4 protein-coding genes are annotated in these 4,892 nt (G+C 73.2%); all 4 read left to right on the forward strand.

Annotated features, from left to right (window positions below; genetic code table 11):
• The first annotated feature begins 364 nt into the window (after positions 1 to 364).
• Positions 365 to 1,975: an apolipoprotein N-acyltransferase gene (lnt, locus tag B9S61_RS03045; protein ID WP_103540789.1), complete on the forward strand. Its 1,611-nt coding sequence runs from the start codon at positions 365 to 367 to the stop codon at positions 1,973 to 1,975.
• Between the two features lie 125 nt (positions 1,976 to 2,100).
• Entirely contained in the window at positions 2,101 to 2,580 is a 480-nt protein-coding gene (locus B9S61_RS03050) for an NUDIX domain-containing protein (RefSeq protein WP_103540790.1), read from the forward strand.
• 54 nt (positions 2,581 to 2,634) lie between these two features.
• Positions 2,635 to 3,435 (forward strand): 3-hydroxybutyrate dehydrogenase, encoded by an 801-nt coding sequence (locus B9S61_RS03055; RefSeq protein ID WP_103540791.1) that lies wholly within the window; start codon positions 2,635 to 2,637, stop codon positions 3,433 to 3,435.
• 87 nt (positions 3,436 to 3,522) lie between these two features.
• Positions 3,523 to 4,892 (forward strand): GAF domain-containing protein (locus tag B9S61_RS03060; protein ID WP_146064691.1); only part of this gene is annotated, 1,370 nt, incomplete at its 3' end.

Raw genomic sequence — 4,892 nt, forward strand, 5'->3', positions numbered from 1 at the left:
GATCAGTGGCCAGGCCGCGCAGACCCCCAGCAGTACGACACCCGCCGCGTCCGGGCCGATCCGTCTCTCGCCGTCCGCTTCCGGACCGTCGGAAGCCATTCCCGTGGAACCCACCCCGCACCCCGCACCGCGTCGCCCCCGGCCTGTGACGGGCCCCGGTCGCCGGCGCCGGGAAGGGCCGCGCGATCAGGGCACCGGCACACCGTAACGGCTGGTGGCCGGTTCGGGGATGTGTGGTGACAAGTCGCGCGGAGACGATGCCGCACGCCGTCCGCCCTTGGAGACGGCCGCGCTCCCGGGGGCGACCCTCCCGCCCGCCGGACCGTGCTGTCGGCCGCCAGGTCACGCGCCGTAGACTCCCGGAGTGACCGTCACCGCAACCTCCGTCGGCGAGTCGGACCCGATGCCCGCGCAGACCGGGTCCCCCGCGCGGGGCAGGCGGCTCGTGCGTCTCCTTCCGGCCGCCGCAGCCGCGCTCTCGGGCCTGCTCCTCCACGTCAGCTTCCCGCCGCGCACCCTGTGGTGGCTGGCCCTGCCCGCGTTCGCCGTCTTCGGCTGGGTGCTGCGCGGCCGGAGCTGGAAGGCCGCACTCGGTCTCGGCTACCTCTTCGGCCTCGGGTTCCTGCTTCCGCTGCTGGTGTGGACCGGAGTGGAGGTCGGCCCCGGACCGTGGATCGCCCTGGTGGTGATCGAGGCGGTGTTCGTCGCGCTGGTCGGCGCGGGTGTCGCCGCGGTGTCGGGACTCCCCGGGTGGCCGGTGTGGGCGGCGGCGCTGTGGATCGCCGGTGAGGCGGCACGCGCGCGCGTGCCGTTCAGCGGCTTCCCCTGGGGAAAGGCCGCGTTCGGTCAGGCGGACGGCGTCTTCCTGCCGCTCGCCGCGCTCGGCGGCACTCCGGTGCTCGGCTTCGCCGTCGTGCTGTGCGGTTTCGGCCTGTACGAGACCGTCCGGCTCGCCGCGCTGGCCCGCCGTACGGGAACCCTGCACCGGGCCGCCGCGGTCGTCGGTGTACTGAGTGTCGTCGTCCCGGTGGCAGCGGCGCTCGCGGCCAGGACACTGGTCAGCGACAAGGCCGAGACCGGCACCGCGACCGTGGCCGTCATCCAGGGCAACGTGCCCCGGCTGGGTCTCGACTTCAACTCCCAGCGGCGTGCTGTCCTCGACTACCACGCGCGGGAGACGGAACGCCTGGCCGCCGAGGTCGCGGCGGGAAGGGCCGAGCGGCCGGACGTCGTGCTGTGGCCGGAGAACTCCTCCGACATCGACCCCTTCGCCAACGCCGACGCGCGCGCCGTCATCGACAAGGCGGCCAAGGCGGTCGGCGCCCCCATCTCGGTCGGCGGCGTGGTCGCCAGGGACGGCCACCTGCTCAACGAGCAGATCCTCTGGGACCCGGTGAAGGGCCCCGTCGACACCTACGACAAGCGGCAGATCCAGCCGTTCGGCGAGTACCTGCCGCTGCGCTCGCTGGTCGGAGCGATCAACGGCGACTGGACCTCGATGGTCCGCCAGGACTTCAGCCGGGGCAGCGAGCCCGGTGTGTTCCGCATGAACGGCGTCGGGGTCGGCCTGGTCACCTGCTACGAGGCCGCCTTCGACTGGGCGGTGCGGGACACGGTCACCGCGGGAGCCCAGCTGATCTCGGTGCCCAGCAACAACGCCACCTTCGGCCGCAGTGAGATGACCTACCAGCAGCTCGCCATGTCCAGGGTCCGCGCCGTGGAGCACAGCCGCGCGGTGACCGTGCCGGTGACCAGCGGGGTCAGCGCGGTCATCATGCCGGACGGGAGGATCACGCAGAGGACCGGCATGTTCGTCGCCGACTCGCTGGTGCAGGAGGTGCCGCTGCGCTCCTCGCAGACGCCCGCCACCCGTCTCGGCATCCTCCCGGAGATCGCACTCGTGCTCGTCGCCGCGGGCGGCCTGGGCTGGGCCGTCACCACCGGGGTGCGCGCACGCCGCGCCGGTGACGTATAGGGCCGCCGCGTCCGTGGTGCGCGGTGGCGTGGGGGACCCCGGGGTCCGGCGTACGCGGTGACGCGTGGAGGCGTACGTCCCTGACGTGCGAGGGAGCACCGCGCGGTGCCGGTTAGGGTCGGGACATGGCCACACCCGACTTCATCAGCACACTGCGAGCCTCCGCCGGTCACCAGCTGCTGTGGCTCCCCGGAGTCACCGCGCTCGTCTTCGACGACGAGGGCCGGGTGCTGCTGAACCGCCGGTCCGACACCGGCAGATGGTCGGTGATCGGAGGCATCCCCGACCCGGGGGAGCAGCCTGCGGCCTGCGCCGTGCGAGAGGTCGAGGAGGAGACCGCGGTGCGCTGCGCGGTCGAGCGGGTCCTGCTGGTGCAGGCGCTGAAACCGGTGACCTACGGCAACGGCGACATCTGCCAGTACATGGACATCACCTTCCGCTGCCGTGCTGTCGGGGGCGAGGCACGGGTCAACGACGACGAGTCCCTGGACGTCGGCTGGTTCGCCGTGGACGCGCTGCCGGAGCTGAGTGAGTTCGCCACTTTCCGGATCAAGCAGGCCATGTCCGATGCACCCACATGGTTCGACGCCACTGGAAACGGCTGAACTGTAGGGCCTGGCCACATGGGTCGGCCGGGGGCTCCTGCCTAGGGTCGATCCATGACCGCGCCCCGTGCTCTTCCGGCTCCCCACGACACACCGCTCGACCTCGGTGGCCGTACCGCTCTTGTCACCGGCGCCGCCGGCGGCATCGGCCACGCCTGCGCGCTGCGCCTCGCGGCCGCCGGGGCCAAGGTCAGAGCCGTCGACCGGGACGCCACGGGCCTGGAGGCGCTCGCCGGGGCGGCCCGGGGCCTCCCGGGGACCGTCGAGCCGCACCTCCTCGACCTCACCGACCTGGACGCCGCCGAACTCGCCGCCGCCGGAACCGACGTCCTGGTCAACAACGCCGGACTGCAGCTGGTCCGCCCCATCGAGGAATTCCCGCCCGACGTCTTCCGCACGGTACTCACCGTGATGCTGGAAGCACCCTTCCGGCTCATCCGGGGCGCCCTTCCCCACATGTACGGGCAGGGCTGGGGCCGCGTCGTCAACGTGTCCTCGGTGCACGGGCTGCGCGCCTCGGCCTACAAGTCCGCCTACGTGGCTGCCAAACACGGCCTGGAGGGGCTGTCCAAGACCACCGCCCTGGAAGGCGCGCCCCACGGTGTCACCTCCAACTGTGTGAACCCCGCCTATGTGCGGACCCCTCTGGTCGAGAAGCAGATCGCCGACCAGGCCCGCGCGCACGGCATTCCCGAGGAGCGCGTGCTGTCCGAGGTGCTGCTGCAGGACAGCGCGGTCAAACGGCTCATCGAGCCGGAGGACGTCGCCGAGGCGGTGGCCTACCTGTGCGGCCCCCGGGCGGCCTTCGTCACCGGCACCTCACTGGTCCTGGACGGCGGCTGGACCGCGCACTGAGCCATCGGCCGTCAACGGCCGGCCGTCGGCCGACAGAGTTGTCCACAGGCCTGACGGCACGGCCAGGGGATGAGGAATCCTGTGAGCATGTCCCGCGATCACCCGCAGTCCGCCGAGCGCTCCGCGACCGCTCCCGCTCCCGTTCCGGCCCCCGCTGCCGCGGTGCGGGGGCGGGGGCGGGCACGCTCCGGCGCCGGCCAGGACACCGTCGGCAGCGCCGAGGCACCGTTCCTCGAGCTGCTGGTCCGCGGCGCGTCCGCCGAGGCGTACGAACAGCCCGCGCTGCTCGCCCGTGCCGACGGACTGCCCGCCGGGCGGGTCGCCGCCCTCGAACAGGCCAGGCTGCTCGCCCTGCGCGTGCGGTCCGAGATCGAGGGGCGGCGACGCCGGGAGGCCGAGCTGTCCGCGCTCTTCGAGACCGCCCACGACCTCGCCGGACTGCGCGACCTGGACGCCGTGCTCCGGGCGATCGTCCAGCGCGCCCGTTCACTGCTCGGCACCGACATCGCCTACCTCAGCCTGAACGACCCGGCCAGGGGCGACACCTACATGCGGGTCACCGAGGGTTCGGTGGCCGCCCGCTTCCAGCAGCTGCGCCTCGGCATGGGCGAGGGGCTCGGCGGCCTGGTCGCCCAGACGGCCCGCCCCTACGTCACCGACGACTACTTCCGCGACGAGCGCTTCCAGCACACCCACACCATCGACACGGGCGTACGCGACGAGGGCCTCGTCGCCATCCTCGGAGTGCCCCTGACACTCGGCCACCACGTCATCGGAGTCCTGTTCGCCGCCGACCGCAGGGCCAGGGTGTTCGAGCGGGAACAGATCGCCCTGCTCGGTTCCTTCGCCGCCCTCGCCGCGGCCGCCATCGACACCGCCAACCTCCTGGCGGAGACCCGTTCGGCGCTCGCGGGTCTGGAGCGCGCCAACGAGATCATCCAGGACCGCAGCGCGGTCATCGAACGAGCCTCGGACGTCCACGACCGGCTGGCCGAGCTGGTCCTGCGCGGCGGCGGGGTGCACGACGTGGCCGCCGCCGTCTCCGAGGTACTGGACGGCACGGTGGAGTTCGCCGAGGCGGCCGAGGCGCCGGCCCACGCCCTGGAGACCTCGCGGGCGGAGGGCCACGCGGTACGGCACGGGCAGGACTGGATCGCGGCCGTCGCCGCCGGCGACGAACTCCTCGGCGCGCTCGTCCTGCGCGGCCACCCGGGCCTCGACCCCGTCGACCAGCGCACACTGGAGCGCGCGGCGATGGTCACCTCCCTGCTGCTGCTCGCCCGCCGCTCCGCCGCCGAGGCCGAGCACCGCGTCCGCGGCGAACTCCTCGACGACCTCCTCGACGCCCGCGACCGGGACCCCCGGCTGCTGCGCGAGCGCGCCGCCCGGCTGCACGCCGACCTCGACACCGGGACCCCGACTTCCACCGCACCGACACCGACGACGGCGACTGGGAC

The organism is Streptomyces sp. SM1 (assembly GCF_002910825.1).
GTDB classification, from domain to species: Bacteria; Actinomycetota; Actinomycetes; order Streptomycetales; family Streptomycetaceae; genus Streptomyces; species Streptomyces okerensis.

Excerpts from the sequence above, each read along its gene's own strand:
- B9S61_RS03050 (WP_103540790.1), top strand. The coding sequence starts at position 2,101 with ATGGCCACACCCGACTTCATCAGCACACTGCGAGCCTCCGCCGGTCAC.
- B9S61_RS03055 (WP_103540791.1), top strand. The coding sequence starts at position 2,635 with ATGACCGCGCCCCGTGCTCTTCCGGCTCCCCACGACACACCGCTCGAC.